Annotated in this window: 24 protein-coding genes and 4 pseudogenes; 17 read left to right on the plus strand and 11 right to left on the minus strand. The window is 52.6% G+C overall.

The features are described 5' to 3' along the window. Positions 1–670: 670 nt before the first annotated feature. Positions 671–1,387: a LysR substrate-binding domain-containing protein gene (locus tag IR141_RS03440; protein ID WP_135034279.1), complete on the minus strand. Its 717-nt coding sequence runs from the start codon at positions 1,385–1,387 to the stop codon at positions 671–673. 195 nt (positions 1,388–1,582) lie between these two features. Here IR141_RS03440 and IR141_RS03445 point away from each other — a divergent pair. The 3 genes and pseudogenes from IR141_RS03445 to IR141_RS03455 all read left to right on the plus strand — a co-directional run bounded on the left by IR141_RS03445 (position 1,583) and on the right by IR141_RS03455 (position 2,780). Then, positions 1,583–2,143: pseudogene (locus IR141_RS03445) on the plus strand (NAD(P)H-dependent oxidoreductase). A 14-nt stretch (positions 2,144–2,157) separates the two neighbouring features. Next, a complete protein-coding gene (locus IR141_RS03450; protein ID WP_167743022.1) occupies positions 2,158–2,487 on the plus strand; it encodes a hypothetical protein in 330 nt (109 codons plus the stop codon). Continuing rightward, a complete protein-coding gene (locus IR141_RS03455; RefSeq protein ID WP_167743024.1) occupies positions 2,478–2,780 on the plus strand; it encodes a flavodoxin in 303 nt (100 codons plus the stop codon). The genes IR141_RS03450 and IR141_RS03455 overlap by 10 nt, the downstream gene beginning before the upstream one ends. A gap of 214 nt (positions 2,781–2,994) precedes the next feature. On the opposite strand, the gene IR141_RS03460 is transcribed toward IR141_RS03455, so the two are convergent. Then, positions 2,995–4,056 (minus strand): histone deacetylase family protein, encoded by a 1,062-nt coding sequence (locus tag IR141_RS03460; protein ID WP_135034302.1) that lies wholly within the window; start codon positions 4,054–4,056, stop codon positions 2,995–2,997. 174 nt (positions 4,057–4,230) lie between these two features. Here IR141_RS03460 and yajC point away from each other — a divergent pair, with 174 nt between their 5' ends. From yajC to IR141_RS03495, 7 genes and pseudogenes are all read left to right on the plus strand, one after another. Further along, entirely contained in the window at positions 4,231–4,524 is a 294-nt protein-coding gene (yajC, locus tag IR141_RS03465) for a preprotein translocase subunit YajC (protein WP_135034281.1), read from the plus strand. Between the two features lie 67 nt (positions 4,525–4,591). After that, entirely contained in the window at positions 4,592–6,442 is a 1,851-nt protein-coding gene (gene secD / locus IR141_RS03470; protein ID WP_135034282.1) for a protein translocase subunit SecD, read from the plus strand. Between the two features lie 5 nt (positions 6,443–6,447). After that, on the plus strand, positions 6,448–7,383 hold the full coding sequence (gene secF / locus IR141_RS03475; protein ID WP_135034283.1) for a protein translocase subunit SecF: 936 nt from the start codon (positions 6,448–6,450) through the stop codon (positions 7,381–7,383). 176 nt (positions 7,384–7,559) lie between these two features. Continuing rightward, positions 7,560–8,600, plus strand: coding sequence for a zinc-dependent alcohol dehydrogenase family protein (locus IR141_RS03480; protein WP_135034284.1), 1,041 nt, complete (start codon positions 7,560–7,562; stop codon positions 8,598–8,600). A gap of 315 nt (positions 8,601–8,915) precedes the next feature. Beyond that, positions 8,916–9,161, plus strand: a complete 246-nt coding sequence (locus tag IR141_RS03485; protein ID WP_135034285.1) for a hypothetical protein — start codon at positions 8,916–8,918, stop codon at positions 9,159–9,161. Positions 9,162–9,447: 286 nt separating this feature from the next. Further along, positions 9,448–9,735, plus strand: coding sequence for an RNA chaperone Hfq (hfq, locus tag IR141_RS03490; RefSeq protein WP_135034286.1), 288 nt, complete (start codon positions 9,448–9,450; stop codon positions 9,733–9,735). Between the two features lie 75 nt (positions 9,736–9,810). Then, a pseudogene (locus IR141_RS03495) lies at positions 9,811–10,389 on the plus strand (class I SAM-dependent methyltransferase). A 123-nt stretch (positions 10,390–10,512) separates the two neighbouring features. Here IR141_RS03495 and IR141_RS03500 read toward each other — a convergent pair. The 4 genes from IR141_RS03500 to hda form a co-directional block, all read right to left on the minus strand. Beyond that, positions 10,513–11,103, minus strand: coding sequence for a uracil-DNA glycosylase family protein (locus tag IR141_RS03500; RefSeq protein ID WP_209304403.1), 591 nt, complete (start codon positions 11,101–11,103; stop codon positions 10,513–10,515). A 69-nt stretch (positions 11,104–11,172) separates the two neighbouring features. Then, entirely contained in the window at positions 11,173–11,496 is a 324-nt protein-coding gene (gene cutA / locus IR141_RS03505) for a divalent-cation tolerance protein CutA (protein ID WP_135034287.1), read from the minus strand. Positions 11,497–11,512: 16 nt separating this feature from the next. Beyond that, a complete protein-coding gene (locus tag IR141_RS03510; RefSeq protein WP_135034288.1) occupies positions 11,513–12,184 on the minus strand; it encodes an HAD family phosphatase in 672 nt (223 codons plus the stop codon). Next, positions 12,181–12,843 (minus strand): DnaA regulatory inactivator Hda, encoded by a 663-nt coding sequence (gene hda / locus IR141_RS03515; protein WP_135034289.1) that lies wholly within the window; start codon positions 12,841–12,843, stop codon positions 12,181–12,183. Before hda ends, IR141_RS03510 begins: the two co-directional genes overlap by 4 nt. Before the next feature lie 204 nt (positions 12,844–13,047). Here hda and IR141_RS03520 point away from each other — a divergent pair, with 204 nt between their 5' ends. After that, positions 13,048–13,698 carry a DedA family protein gene (locus IR141_RS03520; protein ID WP_135034290.1) on the plus strand — a complete coding sequence of 217 codons (651 nt, stop codon included), beginning with the start codon at positions 13,048–13,050 and terminating at the stop codon, positions 13,696–13,698. 141 nt (positions 13,699–13,839) lie between these two features. Here IR141_RS03520 and IR141_RS03525 read toward each other — a convergent pair whose 3' ends face one another. From IR141_RS03525 to IR141_RS03535, 3 genes are all read right to left on the minus strand, one after another. Further along, positions 13,840–15,099: an RsmB/NOP family class I SAM-dependent RNA methyltransferase gene (locus IR141_RS03525; protein WP_135034291.1), complete on the minus strand. Its 1,260-nt coding sequence runs from the start codon at positions 15,097–15,099 to the stop codon at positions 13,840–13,842. A gap of 64 nt (positions 15,100–15,163) precedes the next feature. Further along, positions 15,164–15,442, minus strand: coding sequence for a hypothetical protein (locus IR141_RS03530; protein ID WP_194198369.1), 279 nt, complete (start codon positions 15,440–15,442; stop codon positions 15,164–15,166). A 187-nt stretch (positions 15,443–15,629) separates the two neighbouring features. Next, positions 15,630–16,031, minus strand: coding sequence for an RNA-binding S4 domain-containing protein (locus tag IR141_RS03535; protein WP_135034293.1), 402 nt, complete (start codon positions 16,029–16,031; stop codon positions 15,630–15,632). A gap of 273 nt (positions 16,032–16,304) precedes the next feature. Between IR141_RS03535 and IR141_RS03540 the strand changes: the two genes are divergently transcribed. Together IR141_RS03540 and ribBA are read left to right on the plus strand one after the other, a co-directional pair. Further along, positions 16,305–17,264 carry an acetyl-CoA carboxylase carboxyltransferase subunit alpha gene (locus IR141_RS03540; protein ID WP_135034304.1) on the plus strand — a complete coding sequence of 320 codons (960 nt, stop codon included), beginning with the start codon at positions 16,305–16,307 and terminating at the stop codon, positions 17,262–17,264. Positions 17,265–17,588: 324 nt separating this feature from the next. Then, positions 17,589–18,680 (plus strand): bifunctional 3,4-dihydroxy-2-butanone-4-phosphate synthase/GTP cyclohydrolase II, encoded by a 1,092-nt coding sequence (gene ribBA, locus IR141_RS03545; RefSeq protein ID WP_135034294.1) that lies wholly within the window; start codon positions 17,589–17,591, stop codon positions 18,678–18,680. Positions 18,681–18,787: 107 nt separating this feature from the next. On the opposite strand, the gene IR141_RS03550 is transcribed toward ribBA, so the two are convergent. Next, a complete protein-coding gene (locus tag IR141_RS03550) occupies positions 18,788–20,026 on the minus strand; it encodes an MFS transporter (protein WP_135034295.1) in 1,239 nt (412 codons plus the stop codon). A 217-nt stretch (positions 20,027–20,243) separates the two neighbouring features. On the opposite strand from IR141_RS03550, the gene IR141_RS03555 reads away from it, so the two are divergent. The 4 genes and pseudogenes from IR141_RS03555 (at position 20,244) to IR141_RS03570 (ending at position 25,945) form a co-directional block, all read left to right on the plus strand. Then, positions 20,244–21,647: a DASS family sodium-coupled anion symporter gene (locus tag IR141_RS03555; protein WP_135034296.1), complete on the plus strand. Its 1,404-nt coding sequence runs from the start codon at positions 20,244–20,246 to the stop codon at positions 21,645–21,647. A gap of 127 nt (positions 21,648–21,774) precedes the next feature. Beyond that, complete coding sequence (uvrA, locus tag IR141_RS03560) at positions 21,775–24,615, plus strand: excinuclease ABC subunit UvrA (protein ID WP_135034297.1); 2,841 nt, start codon at positions 21,775–21,777, stop codon at positions 24,613–24,615. A 196-nt stretch (positions 24,616–24,811) separates the two neighbouring features. Continuing rightward, positions 24,812–25,348: pseudogene (locus IR141_RS03565) on the plus strand (IS1595 family transposase). A gap of 180 nt (positions 25,349–25,528) precedes the next feature. Continuing rightward, positions 25,529–25,945: a nuclease-related domain-containing protein gene (locus IR141_RS03570; protein WP_135034298.1), complete on the plus strand. Its 417-nt coding sequence runs from the start codon at positions 25,529–25,531 to the stop codon at positions 25,943–25,945. Positions 25,946–26,003: 58 nt separating this feature from the next. On the opposite strand, the pseudogene IR141_RS03575 reads toward IR141_RS03570, so the two are convergent. Next, positions 26,004–26,193 (minus strand): annotated as a pseudogene (locus tag IR141_RS03575) (IS1595 family transposase); the annotation flags it as partial.

Raw genomic sequence — 26,193 nt, forward strand, 5'->3', positions numbered from 1 at the left:
AGGTTGAAAGGCAGGAGGTCGGTTTGAAAAATATCAAAGCCGTTTGAAATCGGAATGCCTGATTGGAAGCATCAAAGCCGTCTGAAAGAGTTTAATTAAACGGCCTCATGCCCTTTCAGACGGCCTTATAATATATTGCACCCCATGAAAAGGTGTTGCACCCCATGAAAAAAGGGGGCATTTTTACATTCTTTTCAATACTGCCAAAACTTTAACCCCAGCCCCTGCCGATAAACCACACCGCCGCTGCAACGGCATAGCCGAAACCGCGCCCTCCAATTTATACCGCGCAGTATCAAGGCCGTCTGAAAGCGCTTATATTCAAGAAACCTTTCAGACGGCCTTAGCCCGAACTTAGAACAGCCATTGCCAAAACCCCATAAAGCCCGTTCCCGTTATCAAAACCCGAAGCGCAACAACAAAGCGCTCCTGACCGCCACGCCTACGGCAGATATGCCGCGCTACCGAAATCCAAGCCGTCTGAAAAAAGGAACCCTACCCGAACGCAAGATCCTCTGAAAGGTTGAAAGGAGGTCGGTTTGAAAAACACCAAAGCCGTTTGAAATCGGAATGCCTGATTGAAGCATCAAAGCCGTCTGAAAAGCGCTTATGTTTTGAAACCTTTTCAGACGGCCTGTATCTGCTGTTTGGCGGTGGGGATAGTGTTTCGTCAAGCTTGGTCCGCATGGCGGGCGGGCTGTTTTGAACGGGCTAGTTTCTGCGCCAGAATTTCTGCCAACGCATCGAATACAAAGCGGATGCGCGGCGGTGTTACCGTGCGTTGCGGGCGGTACACATACGCCGTCCACTTCTTGCGTTCCATTTCAGGGAACAATTCCACCAGTTCGCCGGTTGATAAATACGGTTGGCACAGCAGGCGCGGCAGGCAGGCGAAGGCCTGCCCCTTTAACACGCCGATCAATTCGTTTTCCATGCGGTTGCTGACAAATTTCGGCCTGGCCGGGGAAAATTGGTATTGGTTGGACAGATACCAATTCCATACCCGCCCTGTGTTGGGGTTGATTAATGCGCTCAGGGGATAATGCCGTTGCAGGCTTTGCCAGTCTTCCGGCATACCGGTCTGTGCGATCAATTCGGGGCTAGCGACAATGTAGTCTTCTGCCGTGCCGACTTTTTTGATAATCAAACGGCTGTCTTCGGGCGTGCCGAAACGGATGCCGACATCGATTTGCGCATCAACCACATCGACCAAGCCCAAATCCGACCGCCAATCAATCAAATCGGGGAAGCCGGCCAATTTTTCCCAAAGTTCACCCAGCACTTCCTGCATCAAGGCCATATCCGGCACGGCGATGCGCACCGAGCCGGCGATATGTTGGTCTTGCTGCCTGCTGTTTCGGGCAAACAGGCGTTCGCTGTCGGCCAACAGCTGGCGCGCCTGCGGCAGAAACTGTTTGCCGATTAAAGACGGCTACAACTGGTTTGGCAAAGAGCCGGCAACCGTGTTGGCGTTTTTAGACAAATATATGAAATAATTTGATTTATTTTTTAATTTAATGGAATACGGGCGGTGTATTTGTATGCTGCAAATACACCGCTTCGATATATTTCAGGAAACAAGATGAAACATATTTTAATCATTTCAGAGCACCCGGATTCAGACGGCTCCACCACCAATACCTTGATTATCAACGAAGTGCAAAAACAATTGCCTGATGTGGAAGTGCGCCGTCTAGACAAACTGTATCCCGATTACCAAATCAACGTGCCGGCCGAGCAAGAAGCCTTAAGCCGCGCCGATGTAATTGTGTAGCAGTTTCCGTTTTATTGGTACAGCACGCCGGCGTTGCTGAAAAAATGGATCGACGACGTGCATACCCACAGTTTCGCCTATGGCTCGACAGGCGATAAACTGCACGGCAAAAAACTGATTGTTTCGTTTACCGCAGGCGGCTCGGCGCAGGATTATTCGGCAGGCGGACACGAAGGCATGGAGCTGCCCGCATTTTTTCCGCAATTTTCCCAAACAGCACATTTGTGCGGCATGGATTTTCAAACACCGGTTTATTCGCACAGTATGCACTACATCGCAGGAGCAGGCAGCCCAGACGACCTCGCCCGCATACAGGCCGATACGCTTGATCATGCCGGGCGTTTGATTGCCGCCATTCGGTCGCTATGAGGTTTTTCCCGAAAATGATGCTATGGGTTGTTAGCGCGGCAGTTTTGCTCATTACGTCGGCCGCTGCGGTTATCGTGGGCATAGATTCCTATCAATACCGGCAAAATCAACAATTAATCGAAAAATTTGCGCCCGATAAAGATAAAGCGCCAAGCAAAACCCTGGTGGTGTTTTTCTCCCGCTCGGGCAATACCGAAATCATGGCGCGCAAAATTACCCAATTAACTGGGGCCGATATATTGCCTTTGCAGTCTGCCCACAATCAAATTGGGGGGGCTGGCTACAAGCCTTACAAGATGCCCGCAATACCGATGCGGATATTACGCCTAATAAAGTGGATTTAAGTGCTTATGATACGGTGTATATCGGCTCGCCCGTGTGGTTGTACAACCCGGCACCGCAGATTTATCAGTTTGCCAAAAACCATGATTTTTCAGGAAAACAGGTGATTCTGTTCAATTCGATGAACAGCAAATTCGAGCAGCGTTTTATTGATGATTTTAAAGATATTGTCAAACAAAACGGCGGCACATTTACCAGGCATCTCTACATTATCCGCGGGCGGATGGGGCAGCAGATGCCGGCGGATGTATTTTTGCAGGAGGTGGAAAAACTGATGGAAACCGAAGCGCATTAAAACGCCGAATATAAAATACCCGTGCTTAATAAATAGAGGCCTCAAAAATATACACCACGCCGCCCCCGACACCGGCTTTTTTCCGTTTTTCGTGATGGGTGCACGGCATCAATCACGATGATTTTGATGTTTCAGACGGCCTCGGCGGGTTGTGCAGAGCATCGCGCTCCAACGGATATTTTCCATTCCATAAAGCAGCAGGTGCGGTAGCACCTTATACCCGCTTTCCGCCTCCCCGCCCCTTCGACAGACTATGCCGCAGATGCCTGTCGTATTGCAATGCGCATTCGGGTTTGCCCTGTACAGCCAACACGTAAAGGTGCGCTGCTGCCGATGCGGCAAGGCTTTCCAAGGTGTAGCCCCCCTCAAGCACCGACACTACACGGCCTTCGGCGCTCTCGGCCGCGCGCATGATTTTATGGGTCAGCCAGGCAAAATCGGCTTCGTGCAGGTTCAGACGACCGGTTTCGTCTTGTTTGTGGGCATCGAAACCCGCCGAAAGCAGCACCAGCTCCGGCTTGAATGCCTGCAAACGGGGCAGCCATTGCTCACGCACTGCTTTGCGGAACATGCGGCTGCCGGTGTGCGGTGCAAACTCGATTTCAACGCTGTTGCGCTCTTTGCTCCGCCCGGTCTCTGGAAACGGATACAGCCCCTGCGCGAAGCTGTTGAAAAACAGTATGCGCGGATCGTTGCCGAAAATTTCTTCGGTGCCATCGCCGTGATGTACATCAAAATCTACTACGGCAATGCGTTGCAGGCGGAAATTGGCAATGGCGTGCATGGCGCCCACGGCCACATTGTTGATCAGGCAGAAACCGCCCGCTTTGCCGCTGTGGGCATGATGTCCGGGCGGGCGCACGGCACAGAAGGCGTTAAAGGCTTCGCCTTTCATTACCATTTCCACCGCCTTCACCACCGCACCCGCTGCATAGCGTGCGGCCTGCAACGATTCGTGGCTCATCACTGTATCGCCATCCAGGCGGTAGATTTTGCCCGCAGGCGGCTGCACCGACTCCAAAAAGCGCAGATATTTGCGCGGGTGAACCAAAGCCAGCTGTTTGTCGGCCACTTCTGACGCCTGCACGGCCTGCATCACGCTCCGGATGCCCTGTCTTTCAAGCTCTGCTTCAATAGCTGCGATCCGCTTCGGCGATTCGGGATGACCGGTATCCGGTTCGTGCTGTAGAAACAGCGGATGGCTGATCCACGCCGTTTTGGCCTTTTGACCCAGCAGGCGGCGCAATTTGGTGCGCATATATTTAACGATATTCATTGCCGTGCTTTCCGTTTTCAACGCCGCTGCATGTTTTTCAGACGGCCTTTGCATCATTTCAAGCCCTGCCATACGGAAATTTCTTGGAAAAATCCGCCCTGCCCTTTAGAATAGCTTACTTTTAGCGGCAATCCAAACTGTTTGCCGCCTGCCAACAATTTAAGGAATGAAAACATGATTGATTTTGCTTATGCTGCCGATGCCGCCCAACCGAGTATGTTGATGCAGTTTGCCCCGCTGGTGCTGATTTTGGTGGTGTTTTATTTTCTGATTATGCGCCCGCAGCAAAAGAAATTCAAAGCCCACCAAGCAATGTTGGCTGAACTCAAGCGCGGCGACAAGGTTATTTTGGCTTCGGGCTTCAAAGGCACAGTCAACAAAGTGGGCGAGCAGTTTTTTACTGTGGAAATTGCGCGCGGGGTAGAAGTTGAAGTGGAGCGCAACGCCATCGCCAGCAAAGTCGAATAAGCCTGCTGCTTGAAAAGCCGCTGCATTCGTGCTGCGGCTGTTTGTATTTATAAAATAAAGGTTTAATATGAACCGTTATCCGCTTTGGAAATACCTGTTGATTGCCGCCACGGTTATTTTGGGCATCATCTATACCCTGCCCAACCTGTTTGGCGAAACCCCGGCAGTGCAAGTATCCACCAACCGACAATCCATCATCATTAACGATCAAACCGAAGCGCGTGTAGCCGCCGCACTCAAAACTGCCAACATTCAAACCGATGGTATGTTTGTGGCCGACAATTCGCTGAAAGTGCGCTTCAAAGACACTGAAACCCAGCTTAAAGCCCGAGATGTGATTGAAAACACCATGGGAGAAGGCTATATCACCGCGCTCAACCTGCTGGCCGACAGCCCCGAGTGGATGGCTAAAATCAAGGCCAACCCGATGTTTTTGGGCTTGGATCTGCGCGGCGGTGTGCACTTCACCATGCAGGTGGACATGAAAGCTGCCCTGCAAAAAACCTTTGAGCGCTATTCCGGCGATATCCGCCGCGAACTGCGCCGCCAGAAAATCCGTACCGGCACCGTGCGCCAAACCGAAAACAGCCTGATTGTGCCGTTTCAAGACCGCGCCGACTTACAGAAAGTGCTGCCGCAGCTGCGCAATTATTTTCCCGAAGCCACGCTGACCCCGCAGGATAACAATCTGGTGCTGACGCTGTCGCAGGATGTGCTCAACAAAGTGCGCAACGATGCGCTCAAACAAAATATCACCACCCTTCACAACCGCGTAAACGAATTGGGCGTGGCCGAACCGGTGATTCAGCAGGCAGGAGCGGAGCGCATTGTCGTGCAGTTGCCCGGCGTGCAGGATACCGCCAAAGCCAAAGACATTATCGGCCGCACCGCCACGTTGGAAGTGCGCATGGTTTCCGATGATCCCGCCCAAGTTCAGACGGCCTTGGCGGGCAATGTGCCCTCAGGTTACGAATTGCTTTACAGCGCGGGCGAACAGCCGCATCCTACTCTGGTGAGCAGGCAGGTCGAGCTTACCGGCGACAACATCAACGATGCCCAACCGGGCTTTGACGAAATGGGCGCGCCTGCCGTCAATATCAATCTCGACAGCACCGGCGGCAATATCTTTGCCGAACTCACCTCGCAAAATGTGGGCAAACGCATGGCAATGGTGTTGATTGACCAGGGCAAAGCGGAGGTAGTTACCGCGCCTGTTATCCGCTCTGCCATTACCGGCGGTCGTGTTCAGATTTCCGGCAGCATGAGTGCCGCCGAAGCCAACGATACCTCGCTGCTGTTACGCGCCGGCTCGCTGGCGGCTCCGATGGAAATCGTGGAAGAGCGCACCATCGGCCCGTCTTTGGGCAAAGAAAACATTGCTAAAGGCTTCAATTCTACCCTTTGGGGTTTTGCTGCCGTAGCTGCCTTTATGGTGGTGTATTACCGGCTGATGGGCGTGTTTTCCACCATCGCGCTTACCACCAATATTCTCTTTCTGATAGCGATTCTGTCGGCACTGCAAGCCACGCTGACACTACCCGGCATTGCTGCGCTGGCCTTGACGCTGGGTATGGCAATCGACTCCAACGTGTTGATTAACGAGCGTATCCGCGAAGAACTGCGTGCAGGTGCACTGCCGCAGCAGGCCATCAATTTAGGCTTTCAGCACGCTTGGGCAACCATTGTCGATTCCAATATCACTTCGCTGATTGCCGGTATCGCCCTGCTGATTTTCGGCTCCGGCCCCGTGCGCGGTTTTGCCGTTGTACACTGCTTGGGTATTCTCACTTCGATGTATTCTTCGGTTGTGGTGTTCCGCGCGCTGGTTAATCTGTGGTACGGCCGCCGCCGCAAACTGCAAAGTATTTCTATCGGCTCGGTGTGGAAGCCCGAAACCGAAACGGCCGGCAAGGAGTAAGCAATATGGAACTATTCAAAATCAAACGCGATATCCCGTTTATGAGCTATGGCAAGCTCACAACGTTTATCTCGCTGGTAACATTTATCGCTGCCGTTTTTTTTCTGGTTACCAAAGGCTTGAACTTCTCGGTTGAATTTACCGGCGGCACGGTAATGGAGGTGCAATACCGGCAAAGTGCCGACATCAACAAAATGCGCGCGCGTCTCGACACGCTGAAACTGGGCGATGTTCAAGTGCAGGCATTGGGCACCAACCGGCACATCATGATACGCCTGCCGAACAAAGAAGGCGTGCCTTCTGCTCAGCTGTCCAACAATGTGATGAACCTGCTCAAACAAGACAACCCCGATGTTACCCTGCGCCAGGTTGAATTCATCGGCCCGCAGGTAGGCGACGAGCTGGTAACCAACGGCCTTCTGGCGCTGGGCATGGTGGTGGCGGGCATCATTATCTACCTTTCCGTGCGCTTCGAGTGGCGTTTTGCTGTTTCGGCAATTATCGCCAATATGCACGACATTGTGATTATTCTCGGCTGTTTTGCCTTTTTCCAATGGGAGTTCTCACTCACCGTGCTGGCCGGTATTCTCGCGGTGCTGGGCTACTCGGTGAATGAATCGGTGGTGGTGTTTGACCGTATCCGCGAAAATTTCCGCAAACCTCAAATGCGCAATAAAACCGTGCCGCAGATTATCGACAACGCCATTACCGCCACTATGAGCCGCACCATCATCACCCACGGCTCCACCGAGGCCATGGTACTTTCCATGCTGATTTTCGGCGGTGCCGCGCTGCACGGCTTCTCCATGGCACTAACCATCGGCATCGTATTCGGCATCTACTCTTCTGTGCTGGTGGCCAGCCCGATGCTGCTGATGTTCGGATTAAGCCGGGAAAACCTGGTCAAACCGCAAAAGCAGAAAGAAGAAGCCGTGGTTTAACGCATTCCCTGCCGTACGGCCGTCTGAAAGCAATTGTTTTCAGACGGCTTTTTAATATGATCCACCACTATTTGATACAATATAACATATTGAATTTTATAATAAAATCTGACACAAACCAGCGTTTGCTCTATAACGGGCCGCATTACTGTCCAACCACTCTCAAAGGATTCAATATGAAAGCAATGGCTTATTACGGCGCGGGCGACATCCGTTTTGAAGAGAAACCCAAGCCGCAAATTATCGACCCCACCGATACAGTCGTGAAAATCGTGAAAACCACGATTTGCGGCACCGACTTGGGGATTTGGAAAGGCAAAAACCCCGAAATCGAGCCAGGGCGCATTCTCGGCCACGAAGGCATCGGCATCGTTGAAGAAGTCGGCTCAGCAGTAAACAATATTAAAAAAGGCGATAAAGTTATCATTTCGTGCGTCAGCAAATGCTGCACCTGCGATAACTGCAAAGTACAACTGTATTCCCACTGCCGCAACGGCGGCTGGATTCTCGGCTATATGATAGACGGCACCCAGGCCGAATATGTGCGCACACCCTATGCCGACAACAGCCTGATTCCCCTGCCCGACAATGTAAATGAAGAAGTTGCCCTACTGTTGAGCGATGCCTTGCCCACAGCCCACGAAATCGGCGTTCAATATGGCGATGTAAAACCCGGCAGCACTGTATTTATCGCGGGAGCCGGCCCTGTGGGAATGTCGGCTCTGCTGACCGCGCAGTTATACAGCCCCTCCGTGCTGATTGTGTGCGATATGGATGAAAACCGCCTGAAGCTGGCGAAAGAATTGGGCGCCACCCACACCGTCAACCCCGCCTCGGGCGATGTAGCCAAACAGGTGGCCGGTATTGTCGGCGAAGACGGCGTTGATACCGCCATCGAAGCAGTGGGCATCCCCGCCACTTGGAATATGTGCCAAGATATCGTTAAACCCGGCGGCAATCTGGCCGTAGTCGGCGTATATGGCGCATCGGTTGATTTCAAACTGGAAAAACTGTGGATTAAAAACCTCACCATCACCACCGGCCTGGTGAATGCCAACACCACTGAAATGCTGATGAAAGCGATTTCCACCAGCTCGGTGGATTACACCAAAATGCTCACCCACCGCTTTAAGTTCAGCGAGTTGGAAAAAGCTTATGATGTTTTCAAACATGCGGCTGAAAATGGCGCCATGAAAGTGGTTCTGACTGCAGACTGACCTGCGTGCAGGATAATATGAAACCAAGCTGACAAAGGCCGTCTGAAAAATTTTCAGACGGCCTTTGCGTTTGTTGCGAAATAAAGTTCACTAAAAAACGTTTTATTATAAATAATTTATTTTTTTAACATTTGGATCGTTTTTTTACATAAGAGATTAGCACTTTCTTTCATTTTTTTAGAAACTTAATAAATGAAATCCACTCTGACTACACAATGCAGCTTCGTTCTGCATCTTGATGGCTTAACGCCGCCCATGCCTGTCCGACACTTCACGGACGGCTGAAAACCATTTCAATTGAAAGGACTTGTATTCATGAAAAAAGTATTAATCGCCGCCGCTTTCACCGCCCTGGCTCTCACTGCCTGCTCCAGCAATAAAGACAAAGCGCCCGAAACCGCAAACATCACCGTTGAGCAGGCTCTGCAAGAATGCCAACAGACTGTAGGCAACACCCAAGACCGTGCTGCTTTTGATGCCTGCATGAAAGATAAAGGCTTCGAACGTCCGGATGCTGCCGCCGGCTCAGAGCCTGCCGCTCCCGTTAAACCTACCAAATAAAAAAGTATGTTTTAACGTTTGGATCAGACAAACGGCTGCCTCGTCAGCCGCTTGTCTTTTTCAAGCAATCGGCATAAAAAATACCAACCGGATTTTAACCATAGGTATTTCCGTAGCAGGCAGAGCTCTACCGCATTACCGCTATTCCAACTAGAAGATTTTTGAAACAACGCCAAAAACGTTTGCATATTCTTACCGAAATAGTGTTGGCAAAAAAATGCATTCAGGGCTACAATCACAAAGTGTTTTCCCGAATATTTCAAAACCATAATAACGGAGTATAAAAATGACCGCTAAAGGACAAATGCTACAAGATCCTTTTTTGAATGCTTTACGGAAAGAGCATGTTCCGGTTTCCATTTATTTGGTAAACGGCATCAAACTTCAGGGGCAGGTTGAATCATTTGACCAATATGTCGTATTGTTGCGCAACACCTCGGTAACACAAATGGTATATAAACACGCCATTTCCACCATTGTTCCCGCGCGTGCAGTGAGTTTGCAACAGCAGGAACACAAACAAACTCAGGCCGCAGCCCCTGTTCAGGTAGAAACCCAACAGCCGGCCGAATAAGGCAGCAATACAAATACCTTACCGAAACAATGCGGTAAGGTATTTTTTATATCTCTTTTTTCAGACGGCCGGATAATGCTGCTAAATAATATTCTGCCTTTCGCCCATCATTTGCTGCGCAGCAGCATCCGCCCCGGTGAAAGCGTACTTGATGGAACCGCAGGCAACGGCCACGACACCTTGTTGCTGGCACAATGCGTTGGCGCCGGAGGAAAAGTGTGGGCGTTTGACATACAGGCGCAGGCACTGGCGCAAACTGCCGCCCGATTGGCCGATGCCGGCATCCGAACCAAAGTGGAATATGTATGCGCAGGACATGAAACATTGGCAGAATATGTCGAAGAACCATTATCCGCTGCGGTATTTAATTTCGGCTGGCTTCCCGGCGGCAACAAAATGCTGACCACCCAAGCCGCCACCAGCATACCCGCTTTAACGGCTTCCTTAGCATTGCTGAAACCGGGTGGTTTGCTGGTAGCGGTTCTGTATCCCGGCCATGATGCCGGATACCATGAAGCACATTCCGTGGAACAATGGGCGGCAGATTTACCGCAGTAGCAATATGCCGTATTGAAATACGGTTTTATCAACCGCCAAAACCAACCGCCTTATTTGCTGGCGGTTGAAAAGTTGCAGAAAATCAGGCAAGCCTGATGAAATTAGGACGGTAACAGTATCTCCGATGATAAAGCAATCGGCCTGCAAGCTAACGCGCATTCGCTTTCACGATCCTTCCTAATCAGCTGATTCATTATATCTTCCCCGAAGTTGGCAAATTCACAACAAACCGGCTTCCCTGAAAAAATGCCCGTAAACTTCCGCCTTCTTTTCCAATGCCAGCGGATAAGCCCGCGATGATGACGGCAGGCGGTACAAACGCAGATTCCGCCCGTTAAACAACGCTTCGGCATATTCCCCGATTTTCGGCTTGGCAGTTTCAGACGGCATCAGAGCAAGCAATGTGTCCGTAGCCAACTCACCTGTGGTCATCACGGTTCGGCACCGCGGAATGCACGCCAACACGGCCTCCAAATCCACCGGTTCGACAATTTCCAAAAATTTATCTGCCGCATTACCCTGCAAACGCCGTACCTTATACGCCGTGTCGCCGACAGCAATGCCTTTCTCCGCTAAAAACGAACGCAGCAAACTTTCTTTAAACGCCTTGCCGCCTGCTTCAACAAAATAATCTTTATCGCCGAAAAACACCAAGCCGAACACCCGCCACATATCGTTTTGAAAATTCGGATAATAAAAATCCATTTTCCAGCGCGTACGCGGTGGCGGAAACGATCCAAGCATCAATAATCGGGCGTTTGCCGGCAAAAACGGGGGCAAGGGGTGGGTTTCTATAGTAGTGTTCATCATCGGCAAGAGCAATAAACAGAAGCAGGCGGAAAGCCCGTCCTGCAGATCGGATACAGCTTAAAAAGCGTGCTACCGTGCCAACTGTGCCTTCATCCATTTCAAATAGGGCAGAAAACCACCCTGTACCGGCTGCATCAGCACTTGCGGGCAGTCATAGCTGTGGTGGCGCACAATAATTTTTTCCACCGCCTTGTAATGGCAGCGGGCAGTTTTAATCACCAAGCGGATTTCTTCACCACTGCACAATTGGCCGTTCCACATATACCGGCTGCTGACACTTTCATATTGCACGCAGGCAGCCAAGCCGTTTTCGAGCAACAAGCGGCCGATAAGCTCGGCTTCTTCGCGGCTCGGCGCGGTGGCAGTGATGATAACGGGCTTGAAACGGAGCATATTCAGACGGCCTTTGTTAAAGTTTGAAATTCAAAACCGGCCAACCCCGGGCTTCGGCTTCCTGCTGCAATATTTCATCGGGATTAACGGCCACTGGGTCGCTCACCAAATGCAGCAGCGGCAGGTCGTTTTTAGAGTCGCTGTAAAAATAGGTTTTGCCGTAGTCTGCAAGCGTTTCGCCGCGCGCAGCCAACCATTCGTTCAGGCGGGTGATTTTGCCTTCTTTCAGGCTGGGCGTGCCGACATAATTGCCGGTGTAGCGGCCGTCTGCACCGGTTTCCAGCCGAGTTCCAATGATATTTTCGATGCCGAACAGGCGGCAGATGGGGGTGATGATAAATTCGTTGGTCGATGAAATCACCAGCAATTCATCACCGGCACTGCGGTGGCTTTCCACCAGCATTTTCTGCATGGGCGAAATATGCGGGATAATAAAAGCGGCAGTAAATTCGCCGTGCATCTCGACCAACTCTTCTTTACTGAACCGGCCGAGCGGCTCCAAGTGGAATTTCAGAAATTCATCGATATTCAGGCAGCCGTTTTGGTAGTCGCGGTAGAACTTATCGTTTTGGGCGCGGGTGTATGCGGCATCGACCACGCCTTTCTGAATCAGATATTGCGGCCACGCGTGGTCGGAATCGGTGTTGATTAAAGTGTTGTCCAAATCGAAAATGGCGAGGTTTTTCATGCCTGCTCCTTCAGAAGCTGCCGCAACAGCGGCAGGGTGATGCGCTTGCCCATTGAAACGGCATAGCGGTCTAAGGTGTCGAGCATCTGCATCAGGCTGTCGGTGTCGCGCCGCCAATGATTGAGCAGATAATGAAAGATTTCAGGCTCCACCACCAATTGACGGGCAGCGGCCATACTCACCAACGCATCGATTTTTTCTTGGTCGCTCAACGGTTTGACATCGTAAACCAAACAATAGCCCATACGGGTGCGCAAATCTTCGCGCAACACCAACGCGTGCGGCGGCACCCCGCCGCTGAGCAGCAAAAATCCGCAGCCGCTGTTGCGCAAGCGGTTGAATATTTCAAACAGCACCGCCTGCCCGCTGCTGTCGAGTTTGTCTATCTGATCTACCGCCAGATATTCGGCTTCAAACGCCGTTTCCTCCAGCGGGGTGTCGGCGGCATCGACATAAACAGCGTTTTTGCCCGCCTGCGAAGCCTGCGCCACCCAGGCCTGCAGCAGGTGGCTCTTGCCCGAACCGGGCTGCCCCCACACATAAACAAACTGCCCCTGCGCTTGTTGCAGCATATACAGCAACTCGGCGTTAGACCTACCCAGAAATTTATCAAACGAAGGGTAGTCGCGGGAGGCAAAGTCAAAAATCAACTGGTTCACGGCGTGGTTTGCGCGGCTTTTTAAAACACTGCATTGTAAGCGGTTTCAGCAAACGGCAGCAAGCAGCGGCGCCGTTTGGCGGCCTGCGGTTTTTCACTTAAAATAACAGACCTTATACCCTGTTTGGGCCGTCTGAACACAACCCGGGCACAGCCGCCGCTTTCAGACGGCCGCCTTAAAAAACACTCCGAAAGCACGCTTCAAATGGAATTTATTTCATCGGTTATCGATTTTATTCTGCACATCGACCAACACCTCACCCAACTGGCCGCGCAATACGGTGCTTGGATTTACGCCATTTTGTTTCTGATTATTTTCTGCGAAACCGGCTTGGTGGTTACACCGTTTCTGCCGGGCGACTCGCTGTTGTTTGCCGCAGGCGGCATTGCCGCTATCGGCGGGATGAACATTCATATGATGGTGCTGCTGCTGATTGTGGCAGCGATTGTCGGCGATGCGGTCAATTTCGCCATCGGCAAATATTTCGGTGCCAAACTCTTTGCCAATCCCGATTCCAAGATCTTCAAGCGCAGCTATCTCGACAAAACCCACCGGTTTTACGAAAAATACGGCGGCAAAACCATCATCATCGCCCGCTTCGTGCCCATCGTGCGCACGTTTGCGCCGTTTGTGGCCGGCATGGCCGATATGCACTACGGCCGCTTTATCCGCTACAACGTTATCGGCGCCATGTTGTGGGTGGTGCTGTTTTCTTATGCGGGCTATTTCTTCGCCAATATCCCGGTGGTGAAAAACAATCTCGGCCTGGTGCTGGGCGCGATTATCGTGATTTCGGTACTGCCCGGCGTTATCGAAATTGTCCGCGCCCGGCACGCGGGCAAACACGGCGAATAATCTGCAACGCGCTGTTTTTCAAAGGCTGTGTGCCGAAGTTTTACCAAAACCGTTGAAGCCGTCTGAAATATCCGTTATTTCGTTATTCATGTTGCCGGCGGGGTATATCCCCGCCTGAATTGAGGCCGTCTGAAAACCGCCCTAACCTTTGCGCTGCATCACCGCAGCGAAAAAGCCGTCGGTTTGGTGTGTTGCGGTGTCCAAACGCAGATACGCTCCTGTGTTTAAATCCACTTTGGCCGCAGCCAGCAGGCCGGCGCAGTCCACCGGCTCGAATTCGGGGTGTTCCGCAAGGAAACGCTCCGCCTGCCGCTCGTTTTCTTCCGGCAAAATGCTGCATGTGGCATACACCAAACGGCCGTGCGCTTTCACCAGGGCAGCAGCAGCATGGAGAATGCTGTGCTGCTGCGCCAGCAGCTTGGCCACGGTTTCGGGCGACTGCCGGTATTTCAGATCGGGGTTGCGCCGCAAGGTGCCCAAGCCCGAACACGGCGCATCCACCAACACACGGTCGGCCTTGCCTTTCAGACGGCCGATGCGCGGGTCGGTTTCGCTGCCGATGCGCTCGGGGTGGATGTTGGTCAAACCCGCACGCACCATGCGCGGCTTGAGATTGGCCAAGCGTTTTTCGGCAACATCAAACGCATAAATGCGGCCTTTGTTGGCCATCATCGCGCCCACGGCCAGTGTTTTGCCGCCCGCGCCGGCGCAGAAATCCACCACGGTTTCGCCGCGCCTGGCGCCGAGCAGCAGCGCGAGCAGCTGGCTGCCCTCGTCCTGCACCTCCAACGTGCCGTCAAGAAACAGCGGGTACCTGTTGAACGCGGCTTTATCGTGCAAACGGATACCCCACGGCGAATAAGGCGGCATTTCAGCGTTTAAACCTTCGGCCTGAAGCGCGGCCAGCACTTTATCGCGCCTGCCTTTGAGGGTGTTGACGCGCAGATCCAGCGGCGCGGAGCAGTTGATGCTGCGCCCGAACGCGAGCAGGGCTTCATCGCTATAGTGCGGGCGCATTTGCCCAATCAGCCACAGGGGCAGCTCGGCGGCAGTATTCAGGCCGTCTGAAAACTCGTTTTTGCGGCTTTTCAGACGGCCTAAAAAATCGGCTTCCGCCTCATCGATCAGCCCCGCCAACCAGCTGATATTCATGCTTCTGCCCAACACCAGCGCAGCCAGCGCAGCCTTGCGCGGCTGTGTGTGCGGGCGGTCGAGGGCCGCCGAAATTTTCTGATAGTGGCGCAGGGCGGCAAAAGCGGTTTCGGCAATTTCACGGCGGTCTTGGCGGCCGAGTTTTTTGTGGTTGCGGAAATAGGCGGAAAGAACCGCATCGGCAGGCTGTTTGAACGTAAGCATACCGGCCAGTACGGCGGCGGTGTGGTCGAGTCGGGCTGGGGTCATGGCGGTTTTAATGTGGGGAGAATCAGCGGCGGATTATACGTGAAACCGCCGCAGTTCCGTAACCTCAGGCAGGCGGTTTCAGACAGCCGCACACCGGCAGCCGCCCTGCCATCAGTTTGGCCTGCACAAGGCCAAGCCGCTTTGAGCACGGCTCCGAATCACAGCGGGGCTCCACCGCCCTAATGCGGGTGCATTTGTTCGAACAGCCGCCGAGCAGCCCGGCAACCGTGTTGAGGCCGTCTGAAAACGCACTTTCGCGGCTTTTCAGACGGCCTGAAAATCGGCTTCTCCCCTCATCGGGCAAACCGGCCAACCGGCCGATATTCATGCTCCTGCCCAACATCTGCCGCAGCCTTGCGCGGCTGCGGATGCCGTTTTTTTATGGTGCCGCAGCCTGCCGCCGAAAGAATGCGGCGGAAGTCCCGCCACCCCGCTCAGACGGCCTGCCGGTGTTGTTCAGACGGCCGGAAGGTTCGATTATCCTGTTTCGATATTAAAACAGGCCGTCTGAAAAACGCCGCTCATAAAGCTTACCACCCGCCGCGCTTGATTTTGTCGATTTGGCGGCGGTCGCGCTTGGTGGGGCGGCCGTCCGGATAAGCCGCGCTGGCACGGCTTGCCTGGTCGAGCAGCTTCTGCTCTTGGCGGCGGCGGGCGGTCTCCTGATCTTCTTCATACAGCATACGCGCCTCCGGCGCAGGCCGGCGCTGGTGGTTGAGCGACAGCACCCTGATTTTGTAGGGCAGTGAATTGAGCGTTAAATCCACCGTGTCGCCCGCACTGATATTTTTGCTGTTTTTCACCTTCGCTCCATTCACCTGCACGCGCCCGAGTTCGATATGCTTCTGCGCCAGCGCGCGGGTTTTGAAAAAACGCGCCGCCCACAGCCACTTGTCGAGGCGCATGGCGGCGTTGTTGCGAGCATTGTCCATAATGGTGCCGTATTGATTGATGTGCGGCCGAGTTTAGCATAAGATACGCAATCTTATCGGGAGCTTTTGCACTAAAACGCCTCCCGCCGGCAAACAGCAATTTCAGCGCGCAAAGGCCGTCTGAACAGTTTGGGCGCGCGGCGGTCAATATCCCGCAGCGCAACCGCAGCCGTGCGGCAACCCGCGGCATTTTGGAATTTCGCGGCAGATGCTGCCAAAGCCGTTTCCTTAGCGTATCATTACGTTTGAATCCTAACGAATAAGAGCATGATTATGAAACCCGTTTTTCTGGATTTTGAACAACCCATCGCTGAATTGACTCAAAAAATCGATGAGCTGCGTTTCGTGCAGGGTGAGTCTGCCGTGGATATTTCCGAAGAAATCGCCCGCCTGCAAAAGAAAAGTGCCGATTTGACCAAGTCGATTTTCAACAAACTCACCCCCGCGCAGGTGTCGCAGGTATCGCGCCACCCGCAACGCCCTTATACTCTGGATTACATCAACGCTGTTTTCACCGATTTCCAAGAGCTGCACGGCGACCGCCATTTTGCCGATGACCACGCCGTTATCGGCGGTTTGGCGCGTTTCAACGGCCAAAGCGTGGTGGTAATCGGCCACCAGAAAGGCCGTGACACCAAAGAAAAAATCCGCCGCAATTTCGGCATGCCCCGCCCCGAAGGCTACCGCAAAGCCCTGCGCCTGATGCAGCTTGCCGAAAAATTCCACCTGCCGGTGATAACGTTTATCGACACCCCCGGTGCCTACCCCGGCATCGGCGCAGAAGAGCGCAACCAATCCGAAGCCATCGGCCGCAATCTCTATGAATTAACCAAACTGCACGTGCCTGTATTGTGCACCATTATCGGCGAAGGCGGCTCCGGCGGCGCGTTGGCGATTGCAGTGGGCGACTTCGTGAATATGCTGCAATACTCCACTTATTCGGTGATTTCGCCCGAGGGCTGCGCATCTATTTTGTGGAAAACCGCCGAAAAAGCCCCCGATGCCGCGCAAGCCCTGGGCATCACTGCCAAACGTTTGGCCGATTTGGGTTTGATTGACCGCGTCATCGAAGAGCCGCTGGGCGGCGCACACCGCAACCACGCCGAAATAACCAAGCGCGTGAAAGAAGTGCTTACCGAGCAACTGCGCACCGCACAAGATATGCCCATGGCCGACCTGCTCACCCGCCGCTTCGACCGCATTATGGCTTACGGCTGGTTTGCCGAAAAATAAGCCACCCGAAACACAAGAGCAGGCTCGATACCTGCTCTTGTTTTTTCAGACGGCCATGCAACTATTTTTAAAGCATTTGCCGCCACGGTATTTGCTTCTACAATCAATCCGCTTTACTGCCGTTACAGCGTTGCGGCAACTTAGCCCGAAAAGACGCTTTACCGGCCGCCGGGGCGGCAACAAAAGCGGTTTCGTGAGGTCTGCACTGCTTGCGGTTTGCCCGTAGCAGAAAATAAAGTGGGTTCGCCATATAGCCAACCTACCCTGCGGCCATTACAATCGGCCGCAGCTGCTGAAACCACAAACCGATACCAAAGGCTACCCATGAACATCTCCCCCATTCCCGAAATCCTCGCCGACATCAAAGCCGGCAAAATGGTGATTATCACCGATGCCGAAGACCGTGAAAACGAAGGCGATTTGGTGATAGCTGCCCAATTCGTTACCCCGCAGGCCGTCAATTTCATGATCAAACACGCCCGAGGCCTCGTTTGCCTGCCGATGAACGATGAACTGGTCGAGCGTCTCAAACTGCCGCAGATGACGCAGAAAAACGGTGCGCAATACGGCACCAACTTCACCGTATCCATCGAAGCCGCCCACGGCATCTCCACCGGCATTTCCGCTGCCGACCGCGCGCTTACCATTCAGACGGCCGTATCGCCCGCCGTCCGACCCGAAGACATCGTCCAGCCCGGGCACATCTTCCCCCTGCGCTCACAAAAAGGCGGCGTGCTTGTGCGCGCCGGGCACACCGAAGCCGCCGTTGATTTGGCGCAGATGAGCGGCCTCACCCCCGCCGGCGTGATTTGCGAAATCCTCAACGACGACGGCACCATGGCGCGTATGCCCGAATTGATGAAGTTCGCCGAAGAGCACAACCTCAAAATCGGCACCATCGCCGATTTAATCGAATACCGCAGCCGCACCGAAAGCCTGCTTGAAGAAATGGGCGACACCGCCGTGCAAACCCCGTGGGGCGGATTCCGGCAGCATGTATATGTCGACAAACTCTCCGGCGAAACCCATCTGGCGCTGGTAAAAGGCAGCATCAGCCCCGAAAAAGAAACCCTCGTGCGCGTGCACGAGCCGTTTTCGGCGATGGACTTTCTCCAGGCCGACCCCAACCATAGCTGGCCGCTGCCCGCCGCGCTGCAACGCATCCAACAGGCCGAAAGCGGCGTGATTATCCTGCTTCACCGCACTGAAGACGGCAGCGCCCTGCTCGAGCGCACTCTGCCGAAAAACAGTTTCCAAGTGAAAAAATGGGATAAGAAAACCTACGGCATCGGCGCGCAGATTCTCGCCGGCCTCAATGTGCAGAAAATGCGCGTGATGGGAAAGCCCTCTTCTATGAACGGGCTGACCGGATTCGGGCTGGAGGTAACGGGTTTCGAAGAAGCCGCAGGCGCATAAAAAACAGGGCGGCAAACAACCGCCCTGTTGTTATTTCGAGGCCGTCTGAAACGCTGAGGCCGTCTGAAAACATGCTCCAATCCGGGTAAACGGCAAACCCGTCCAACTTACCCTTTCTCTGCCCGCACTATTTTGCTTTCACGAATCGGCAGGTTCAGCAACGCCGCCGCTGCGGCCAATGCCATATCGGCATACCACATCCAGCCGTAGTCGCCGAATGCGGTGATGGCCGTGCCGCCGAGATAAGCTCCGAAAAAACCGCCGATCTGGTGGGAGAGTAAAGTCAGCCCGAACAAGGTGGCCAAATAACGCACACCAAACAGTTTGCCGACAATGGCGGCAGTGGGCGGCACCGTAGCCAGCCAAGTCAAACCCAACCCTGCCGCAAAAAGATAAAACGCTACATCGGTTCGCGGCATCACCAAATACGCCGCAATCAGCAGCGCGCGTGAAGCATACATTGCAAACAGCAGATATTTGCTGCGCCAGCGGCCGACCGCCCAGCCTACTATCAGGCTGCCGATAACGTTGGTAATTCCGATGAGCGCCAGCGACCATGAAGCCACGGCAGGCGGCAGGCCGCACAGCGCCACTTCGGTGGGCAGGTGTGTGACCAAGAAGGCAATATGGAAACCGCAGGTAAAAAAGCCCAAATGTAGCAGAATATAGCTGCGGTCTTTGGCCGACTGCGCCAAAGCCTGCTTCAAGGTTTGGCTGCCGTCCGGCTCAAAGGCCGTCTGAACGGTTGCGGCATCACCGCACGTGAGCAGGCGCGCCAGAGGCAAAGCCAGCAACCCGGCTGCCGCCAACGCATAGGCGGCAACGCGCCAGCCTGCGGCAGGCAGCAGAACCAGCCCCTGCACCAGCGGCGCAAACAGAAACTGCCCGAACGATCCGCCCGCATTCAGCACGCCCGAAGCCGTGCCGCGCAGATGCGGCGGCACTTTGCCGGCCACCCTGCCCATTAAAATCGAAAAACTGCCTGCACCTGCGCCAAATGCAATCATCACGCCCATTGTCAGTGTCACCCCCCAAGTGCCCGGCAGCCACGGCATCAGCCCGCAACCGGCTGCCAGCAGCAGCGTTCCCCACAAAAGCACCGGCCATGCACCAAAGCGGTCGGCGAGCGCACCGGTAATCGGCTGCGACACGCCCCACATCAGCTGCATGACCGCTATCGCGAAGCTGACCGCAGAGATGCTCAATGCCGTGTCGCGCACCATAGGCTGCACAAACAGCCCCAGCGACATTCTGATGCCCATGGTAATCATCAACACTAAAGCCGCCGCCAAAACCGGCAGCCACACATAACGCCGGTTGTATTGGGATTGCCGGAGTGCTTCCATACTTTACACCTTCTATCCGTTACTGCCTGAAACCTTGCAGAGTCAAGGAAATTTATAGCGAAGGCCGTCTGAAAAAGCAAGCAGCAAAGCATTTTGCCGCAACAGTTGGTTTACAGATTCTTTACAGCTACATCGGCTTACACTTATACTGCCCTTGCAGCCTCGGCACCCGGCAGGCACTTGCCTGCCGATTTTCCAATACACAGGAAACTACACCATGACTCCTGATAAAAACCGACCAGAAAACATCGAGTTGCTAAGTGCACAAGCGCCGATAACCGATTTCAAAGGCTTGTTTACCGCCATTGTCGCAGCCATCGTCAGCTTCGGCATTTACCATATCCTGCCCTACGACACTAACGCCAACAAAGGGATTGCCGTGTTGGTTTTCGTGGCGATTATGTGGTTTACCGAAGCAGTACACATCACCGTAACCGCGCTGATGGCGCCCCTGCTGGCTGTGTTGCTGGGTTTCCCGGACATGGACATCAAAAAAGCCATGAGCAGCTTTTCCGACCCGATTATCTACATTTTTTTCGGCGGGTTCGCACTGGCTGCCGCGCTGCATATGCAGCGGCTCGACCGCAAAATTGCCGTTTGGCTGATTTCACTCTCGCGCGGCAACATGAAAGTGGCTGTGCTGATGCTGTTTGCCGTAACCGCCTTCCTGTCAATGTGGGTCAGCAACACCGCCACTGCTGCCATGATGCTGCCTCTGGCCATGGGCATGATGGATCATCTCGATAAAGAAAAAGAACGCAAAACCTTTGTGTTTGTATTACTCGGCATCGCCTACTGCGCCAGCATCGGCGGCTTGGGCACCATCGTAGGCTCGCCGCCCAACGCCATTGCCGCCAAAGCATTAGACTTGGACTTTATGGGCTGGATGAAAATGGGTCTGCCCATGATGCTGCTGATGCTGCCGCTGATGCTGGTTTCACTCTATATCATTCTGCGCCCCAACCTAAACGAGCGCGTAGAAGTAAAAACCGAACATATCCCGTGGACGCTTCACCGCATACTCGCCATGCTGATTTTTATCGCCACCGCTACCGCGTGGATATTCGGTGCCAAAATCAAAGACGTTTTCGGCATTTCCAACCCCGACACCGTTATTGCCCTGATAGCCGCCGTTTCGGTGGTGGTATTCGGCGTAGCGCGCTGGCGCGAAGTAGCCCGCAACACCGACTGGGGCGTACTAATGCTCTTTGGCGGCGGCATCTGCCTGAGCAACCTGATGCAGGTTTCCGGCGCTTCCGAAGCCATCGGCCAGCAGGTTGCCACCACATTTGCGCTAGCACATCCATTGGTTGTCATTTTCATTGTAGCCACTTTCATCATCTTCTTAACCGAATTCACCAGCAACACCGCTTCTGCCGCACTGTTGGTGCCGATTTTTGCCGGCGTTGCCGCCCAAATGGGGCTGCCTAAAGAAGTGATGGTATTCGTTATCGGCATTGGTGCCTCCTGCGCCTTCATGCTGCCGGTTGCCACACCGCCCAACGCCATCGTGTTCGGCACAGGCTTGGTGAAACAGAAAGATATGATGCGCGTGGGTTTGCTGCTGAACATTCTCTGCATCATCCTCGTTGCCCTGTGGGCCTACACTTTCTACGCATAATTCAAAAGCAGAAAGGCCGTCTGAAAACATTTTCAGACGGCCTTTCCCTTGCGCTCGAACTCCGCGGTTTATTTTGAAAAAATGCTACAATATACAGTTTCATTTTTTCAGACGGCTTTAAGCAGATATGAGCAATAACGACACCATCCGCATTCGTGGTGCACGCACCCATAATTTAAAAAACATCGACCTGGATATTCCCCGCAACCGGTTGGTGGTGGTAACCGGTCTTTCGGGCAGCGGTAAATCGAGCTTGGCCTTCGACACGCTTTATGCCGAAGGCCAGCGGCGTTATGTGGAAAGCCTTTCTGCCTATGCCCGCCAGTTTTTGCAGATGATGGACAAACCTGATGTCGATTTAATCGAGGGACTTTCTCCTGCTATTTCCATCGAGCAGAAATCTACCAGCCATAACCCGCGCTCTACGGTAGGTACGGTCACCGAAATCCACGATTATCTGCGCTTGCTGTATGCCCGGGTCGGCACGCCTTATTGCCCGGAACACGGCCTTGCGCTTTCCAGCCAAACCGTATCTCAGATGGTTGATGCCGTGTTGAAGTTGCCGGAGGACAGCCGGGTGATGATTCTTGCTCCTGCCGTACGCGGGCGAAAAGGCGAGTTTGTCGAATTTTTTGCCGATTTGCGGGCGCAAGGTTTTGCCCGTGTGCGCGTGGATAGCGAAATTTTTCAGTTGGACGAAGTGCCGAAGCTGGAAAAAAACATCAAACACGATATCGATGTGGTCATTGACCGCGTTAAGGTAAAAGCCGATATCAAACAACGCTTGGCCGAAAGTTTTGAAACTGCCTTGCGCCACGGCGGCGAGCGTGCGCTGGCTTTGGAAATGGACAGCGGCGGAGAACATTGGTTTTCTGCCCGGTTTGCCTGCCCCGTCTGCTCATACAGCCTGCCCGAGTTGGAACCGCGCCTGTTTTCCTTTAACAACCCTGCCGGCGCTTGCCCCACCTGTGACGGTTTGGGCAATATGAACTTTTTCGACCCCGAACGCGTGGTGCTGCACCCCGAGTTATCACTAGCTGCCGGCGCAATCAAAGGCTGGGACAAACGCAACCAATTTTATTTTCAAATGATTCAGTCGCTGGCTGCCCATTACGGTTTTGATGTGGACACGCCGTTTGAAAACCTGCCTGAAAAAGTGAAAAAAGTGGTGCTGCACGGCTCAGGCAAAGAGATTATCGAATTCCGCTACCTTTCTGAAAAAGGCACTATTTTCAACCGCAGTCATGCTTTTGAGGGCATCATTCCCAACTTGGAGCGCCGTTTTCGTGAAACCGATTCCACTACCGTGCGCGAAGAACTGCTGCAATATCAAAGCCACAAAGCCTGCCCGAGTTGCGGCGGCGCGCGCTTGCGCAAAGAAGCGCGCTATGTTTATGTGGGCAAACAGCCGCTGCACGAGCTTTCGGCTTGGCCGCTTACTCAAACCCATGATTTTTTTGAAAAACTCGATTTAGAGGGCAATAAAAAACAGATTGCCGAAAAAATTCTCAAAGAAATCACCGAGCGTTTGGGCTTTTTGATTAATGTCGGCCTCGATTATCTTAATCTTTCCCGCTCCGCCGAAACCCTTTCCGGCGGCGAAGCCCAGCGTATCCGCCTGGCCAGCCAAATCGGTTCGGGCTTAACCGGCGTAATGTATGTGCTGGATGAGCCTTCTATCGGGCTGCACCAGCGCGACAACGACCGCCTGCTTGCCACCCTCAAACGCTTGCGCGACTTAGGCAACAGCGTAATCGTGGTGGAACATGACGAAGATGCCATCCGCGAAGCCGATTTTGTTATCGACATGGGGCCGGGAGCAGGCGGACACGGCGGAGCCGTATTAATTGCCGACACGCCCGAAAAAGTTGCCTCCTGTGGAGAATCCGTTACCGGACAATATCTGAGCGGTAAGAAAAAAATCGAAGTGCCGTCTGAAAGAACACCGCCCAACCCTGAAAGAATGTTGGTATTAAAAGGCGCACGCGGCAATAATCTTAAAAACGTAACCCTCGAATTACCGTTGGGCTTAATCACCTGCATCACCGGCGTGTCCGGCAGCGGAAAATCCACCCTGATTAATGACACGCTCGCCAAAATCACCGCCCGCGAACTTAACCGTGCCCACGAGGAACCTGCACCCTACAACGATATCACCGGCCTCGAGCATCTCGACAAAGTGATTAATGTCGATCAATCCCCCATCGGCCGCACCCCGCGTTCCAACCCTGCCACGTATACCGGCCTGTTCACTCCCATCCGCGATCTTTTCGCCGGCGTGCCGCTTGCCCGCGAGCGCGGCTACAATGTCGGCCGTTTCTCGTTTAACGTTAAAGGCGGCCGCTGCGAAGCCTGCCAGGGTGATGGCGTGATCAAAGTGGAAATGCATTTTCTGCCCGATGTGTATGTGCCTTGCGAAGTGTGCCACGGCAAACGCTACAACCGCGAAACTCTCGAAGTGCAATATAAAGGCAAAAATATCAGCCAAGTGCTGGATATGACCGTAGAAGAAGCCCTCCAATTCTTCGATGCCGTGCCCACCGTATCGCGTAAACTGCAAACCCTGATGGATGTCGGCTTAGGCTATATCCGCCTCGGCCAATCCGCCACCACCTTATCGGGCGGCGAAGCCCAGCGCATCAAACTCGCGTTGGAACTCTCCAAACGCGATACAGGGCGGACATTGTATATTTTGGACGAACCGACCACGGGTTTACACTTTGCCGACATCGCCTTATTGCTCAAAGTGATCGGCCGTCTGAAAGGCAAAGGCAACTCAATTGTGATTATCGAACATAATTTAGACGTGATTAAAACGGCAGATTATATTGTCGATTTAGGGCCGGAAGGCGGCGGCGGCGGCGGGCGGATTATTGCCAAAGGCTCGCCGGAAGAAGTGGTAAAGATTAAGGGAAGTTATACGGGGAGGTATTTGAAAGAGATTTTAAAAAGTAAAATGGTTAAATAATTAATATTCAACAACTTAACAGAAGAAAGCATGTTTATTTATGTATATTTAGATTTATTGTAAAAAATAAAATCATTAGAAATAACCTCAGGTACAGGTGGATTGGTTAAAGGCCTAGAACTAGCTAGTTTCAAGCATACCTTTTTCATTGAATGTGGAGCTGACGTAAAATTAGTGGTCATGACAGGCTGCTAAAATGAAGATAACCCATTGCAAGCTACAACGCCCACACAGAAAAAACTGCTTGAGTTTTTTATGATGGAGGTTATCACCCGCTTGGCTTCGGATATTCTCAGTATCCAAGCCAATCCCGCCATGTTGTTCTACCGAAAAATCAGCCAAGACACCGCACATCATTTGGCTTCATGCCGATGAAGTTTTGAGGGTATAGTTGAATGGGATGAGAACTACTTTGGCGGAAGGTGTAAGGGCAGGTGTGGTCGCGGCGCAATGGGTAAAATGGACTGCCTTCGGTATCCTGAAACGGCAAAGCAAAATGTTTACCCTTGCGGTGGAAAACATCAGGTGGAATACTTCACTTCCTGTTATCAAAAAGAAAACTATGCCCGACAACGTTGGTTACACTGGCTGTTTCAAAAGCTATGATGTTCTGGATGTTAGTGAATTTACCCCAGCACATCAATCATTCCCAGTTGTTTGCAGACCGTCAAAACCAAATTTCAACACGCCAAGTGAGCAGCTAAAAACATTGCTAAAATGGTGTGGTATTTAGGGCTAACCTACGTCCCTCCTAAATAAATGATAAGAGAAAAAGGATAATATAGATGATTATTAAACTATTTGAGCCGTGTGAAAACGACTTGCTCGCGTTAAATCAGCTTTCGTCTTTGCCAAATATTCCACTAGAAACATAAAATAAAATCCGGCAAGAAATCAAAAAATCCAGTCGGGAATGAAAGGCGAAAAAGAAGCAGCGTATCAGATCAATTTTCATTATGCAGCATTGAAAAATTGGATAGTGATTAACGATTTACCTTTGGAGTTTAATGAATTCACCGCACAAATAGACCATTTGTTGATTAACCGTTTCCTAGAAATTTATGTCTGCGAAAGTAAGAATTTTAACGAAGGCATCGCCATCAATGATCAAGGGGAATTTTCGGCTTTCTACCAGAGGAAACCGTACGGTATCCCTTCCCATATTGAGCAAAATAGCCATTATATCACACTATTGAAAAAACCGTTTGACAGCGGCGCAGTAAACTTGCCCATCCGCTTGGACTCTAAAATAAAACCTACACTTTTTAGCCTGATTTTAATTGCCAACTCGACACAGATTTCACCTCCAAGAAACGGACTGTCTATTTAAGGATCGAATCATCAAAGTGGAGCAGACAAAAAACAAAAGGGGCTGAAGTAGATTAGCCCTAAACACCACACCAAAGCCGCAAAGTTTTTAACTGCTGCTTTGGTGTCCCGAAGTTAAAACGAAACTCACATTCTTTCAAGAACAGAGGAAAAGATTTTCGGTCGATTCCGTTGTATTTGCGCAAGACACGTTTCGCCTGATTCCAAAAATTCTCAATGCCGTTGATATGGTTGTGTCGGTCGGCAAAC

Origin of the sequence: Neisseria sp. 19428wB4_WF04 (assembly GCF_015235335.1) — a bacterium.
GTDB classification, from domain to species: Bacteria; Pseudomonadota; Gammaproteobacteria; order Burkholderiales; family Neisseriaceae; genus Neisseria; species Neisseria musculi.

Bases quoted from the DNA above. Each gene is read 5' to 3' on its own strand.
- ribBA (WP_135034294.1), top strand. From the start codon at position 17,589: ATGAACATCTCCCCCATTCCCGAAATCCTCGCCGACATCAAAGCCGGC.
- IR141_RS03450 (WP_167743022.1), top strand. From the start codon at position 2,158: ATGATGCTATGGGTTGTTAGCGCGGCAGTTTTGCTCATTACGTCGGCC.
- IR141_RS03525 (WP_135034291.1), bottom strand. From the start codon at position 15,099: ATGACCCCAGCCCGACTCGACCACACCGCCGCCGTACTGGCCGGTATG.
- IR141_RS03480 (WP_135034284.1), top strand. From the start codon at position 7,560: ATGAAAGCAATGGCTTATTACGGCGCGGGCGACATCCGTTTTGAAGAG.
- secD (WP_135034282.1), top strand. From the start codon at position 4,592: ATGAACCGTTATCCGCTTTGGAAATACCTGTTGATTGCCGCCACGGTT.
- secF (WP_135034283.1), top strand. From the start codon at position 6,448: ATGGAACTATTCAAAATCAAACGCGATATCCCGTTTATGAGCTATGGC.
- IR141_RS03550 (WP_135034295.1), bottom strand. From the start codon at position 20,026: ATGGAAGCACTCCGGCAATCCCAATACAACCGGCGTTATGTGTGGCTG.
- IR141_RS03530 (WP_194198369.1), bottom strand. From the start codon at position 15,442: ATGTTGGGCAGGAGCATGAATATCGGCCGGTTGGCCGGTTTGCCCGAT.
- yajC (WP_135034281.1), top strand. From the start codon at position 4,231: ATGATTGATTTTGCTTATGCTGCCGATGCCGCCCAACCGAGTATGTTG.
- IR141_RS03535 (WP_135034293.1), bottom strand. From the start codon at position 16,031: ATGGACAATGCTCGCAACAACGCCGCCATGCGCCTCGACAAGTGGCTG.
- IR141_RS03570 (WP_135034298.1), top strand. From the start codon at position 25,529: ATGAAAGGCGAAAAAGAAGCAGCGTATCAGATCAATTTTCATTATGCA.
- cutA (WP_135034287.1), bottom strand. From the start codon at position 11,496: ATGCTCCGTTTCAAGCCCGTTATCATCACTGCCACCGCGCCGAGCCGC.
- IR141_RS03460 (WP_135034302.1), bottom strand. From the start codon at position 4,056: ATGAATATCGTTAAATATATGCGCACCAAATTGCGCCGCCTGCTGGGT.
- IR141_RS03555 (WP_135034296.1), top strand. From the start codon at position 20,244: ATGACTCCTGATAAAAACCGACCAGAAAACATCGAGTTGCTAAGTGCA.
- hfq (WP_135034286.1), top strand. From the start codon at position 9,448: ATGACCGCTAAAGGACAAATGCTACAAGATCCTTTTTTGAATGCTTTA.
- IR141_RS03520 (WP_135034290.1), top strand. From the start codon at position 13,048: ATGGAATTTATTTCATCGGTTATCGATTTTATTCTGCACATCGACCAA.
- IR141_RS03500 (WP_209304403.1), bottom strand. From the start codon at position 11,103: ATGATGAACACTACTATAGAAACCCACCCCTTGCCCCCGTTTTTGCCG.
- IR141_RS03485 (WP_135034285.1), top strand. From the start codon at position 8,916: ATGAAAAAAGTATTAATCGCCGCCGCTTTCACCGCCCTGGCTCTCACT.
- IR141_RS03540 (WP_135034304.1), top strand. From the start codon at position 16,305: ATGAAACCCGTTTTTCTGGATTTTGAACAACCCATCGCTGAATTGACT.
- IR141_RS03510 (WP_135034288.1), bottom strand. From the start codon at position 12,184: ATGAAAAACCTCGCCATTTTCGATTTGGACAACACTTTAATCAACACC.
- uvrA (WP_135034297.1), top strand. From the start codon at position 21,775: ATGAGCAATAACGACACCATCCGCATTCGTGGTGCACGCACCCATAAT.